General features: G+C 50.7%; 3 protein-coding genes. 2 read left to right on the top strand and 1 reads right to left on the bottom strand.

The window, feature by feature from the left end:
- The coding region (locus tag KKH67_16105; protein ID MBU1320699.1) for a transglutaminase-like domain-containing protein at positions 1-1,054 on the bottom strand (1,054 nt) is incomplete at its 3' end.
- 161 nt (positions 1,055-1,215) lie between these two features.
- On the opposite strand from KKH67_16105, the gene KKH67_16110 reads away from it, so the two are divergent.
- The gene (locus KKH67_16110; protein MBU1320700.1) at positions 1,216-1,926 is read left to right on the top strand and encodes a PIG-L family deacetylase; all 711 of its coding nucleotides are present in this window, start codon (positions 1,216-1,218) and stop codon (positions 1,924-1,926) included.
- A gap of 97 nt (positions 1,927-2,023) precedes the next feature.
- Positions 2,024-2,350 (top strand): hypothetical protein (locus tag KKH67_16115; protein MBU1320701.1); only part of this gene is annotated, 327 nt, incomplete at its 3' end.

Raw genomic sequence — 2,350 nt, forward strand, 5'->3', positions numbered from 1 at the left:
CATCGCAAACATCGACATAGTCGCGAGTGACATCGAGATAGCTCTTTCCCGCAAGCCAGCCGGGGACTTTCTCCTGCTTTCGATCCTGGAAGATCAGATTCCCTTTCTGCTGGCCGTACATCTTACGATAGACTTTGGCCGCTTTGTTGTGCAGACGGTAATCCCCTGGACTGCATTCGGCGCCCATGAACGGAATCACTCTACCATCGAGAGTCACGATCGAATTCCACGCATGGTTGTTTCCGGAGTTAGCCCAGTGCGGGGTGTAATCGCTCGTGACAGCGAGACCATTGGCACGGAAGGCATAGATCGTGACATTCGTCATGTCTTCGCAACGCCCCATGCCGTGTTCGAGCATCTCTGTCAGACCCTGATCGGTCGGATGGTAGTAGTAGCGCTCATCGAATTTGAACCACTTCATGATATCGTCATTTATCAACTTCGCAGCCTCTATCGGATTTGACGGGTCGGTCATACGAGACTCAATGCCGGCATATTTCAACATGAAATACTGTCGCCACGGTTCGAGCGGTTCGCCGCTGCCGCGATATGGAAGGACATAATCGCGAAAGCATTCATACGACATGTTCTTCGCCCACGGCCTCTCGCGCCACGCCTTGAAAGCGAAGTCGATTTGTTTGATCAGAAACTCTGACGTGATAGTCTTCAAATCATAAATCCGGTCCTTTTTGCTGAAATCGAGAGTGCCATGAACATCCTCAAGAGTATCGCACGCCGCCAGCAGCGTCTTGAAATCGGGATAATCGAGCACGTTGAACTCAATTTCGGTATCGATGGTGTCGTGCAGCTTGTACGTCACATAGCTGTGGTCTTCCATGTTCGCTATCAGAAAATAGGCGGCATCGAGCTTCAACGAATCGCCTTCAGATTCGTAATACGACAGCACAGCCTCAAGCTCAGCTCGATTCGCTCCCGCGGAATCAAGCGCAGCGGCAACATCGGGCGGATATGACGCGGCATGAACGCCGATCAGGGCCGCATACCCCAGTAGTAGAACCATAGATAAGAATATTGCAGCGACTTTCCGTGACATGTTATCCTCCATGTAACCTATTATCCGCGTTTCATCATATCGTTAACGAATCAACTCAATCTTGCCATCGTTGCAAGAGGTTTTTTCAATGATCCATGATAACCGACTGTTGGAACCGCACCATTGTGTCAAACGTTAAACTGGCAGGACTGAGGTAAACCATGAAAGTGCTATACATATTTCCGCATCCCGACGACGAGTCTTTCGGGGTTGCGCATGCGATGCACAACCAGCGCCGAAATGGGCACAAAGTGCATCTGCTTACACTCACCCGGGGTGGCGCAACAAAACAGCGGCACAAGTTTGAATACAGCATCGATGAGATGGGTGAGCTTCGATTTAAAGAGATGCTTGATGTCGCAAAAGTACTCGATCTCTCCGGAATGACCGTCCTCGATCTGCCCGATTCCGGACTCTCCGAGATGGATCCGCGCATCATTGAAAGAGCAGTTGCCAACGAGATCGAACACATTCAACCGGCTGTCGTCGTCACTTACGCCGTGCATGGTATTAGCGGCTTCCACGATCACCTCGTGACGTATGCGGTGGTCAAACGCGCGTTTGTCACGCTACAGGAGAGAGTATCATATCTGAAACGACTCGCGTTGTTCACGATTACTGAGGATGTTGCAGCCAAAGGCGCGCTATTCAAGCTGAACGGATCGAAACTGGAGAATATCGATTGCATTTTTGATGTAGATGATGTCGATATCGCAGCCGCATACAAAGCGCTCGACTGCTATGTCACATTCAAGGAGACTATCGATAAATCGGGCATTAGGGACTTCATCGGCAAGCGGGTAGTGTTCGAATTCTACCGCGAGAAGTTCGACCCACCGGTACAAAGTCTATTCGACCGGCTTCATACATAGCCGGCAGAAAACCTGAATCGCACATCCTGATTAATTACAACTATTGCATCTGAGGCCATCGCATACTATCTTCCTGCTTTGACGAATCGGAGCAATAATGACTCAGGAACTCGGCGCGCTGCTGACAACCGCAGCGCTCATAGGATTCATTCACACAGTTCTCGGACCTGACCACTATGTCCCATTTGTCGCTATGGCGCGTGCGAGGAACTGGTCCCGTCCGAAAACGATTATCATTACAATCTGGTGCGGTATCGGTCACGTTCTCAGTTCGGTTGTCATCGGTTTGATCGGCATTGCAATCGGTATATCGGTGACAAGCCTCGAATCTGTCGAGGCAATCCGCGGAGATCTTGCGGCATGGGCGTTGACAGCGTTCGGATTGGTCTATTTCGTATGGGGTCTACGCCGCGCGATGAGACAC

The sequence above is a fragment of the Candidatus Zixiibacteriota bacterium genome (genome assembly GCA_018820315.1).
Taxonomy (GTDB): Bacteria; Zixibacteria; MSB-5A5; order JAABVY01; family JAHJOQ01; genus JAHJOQ01.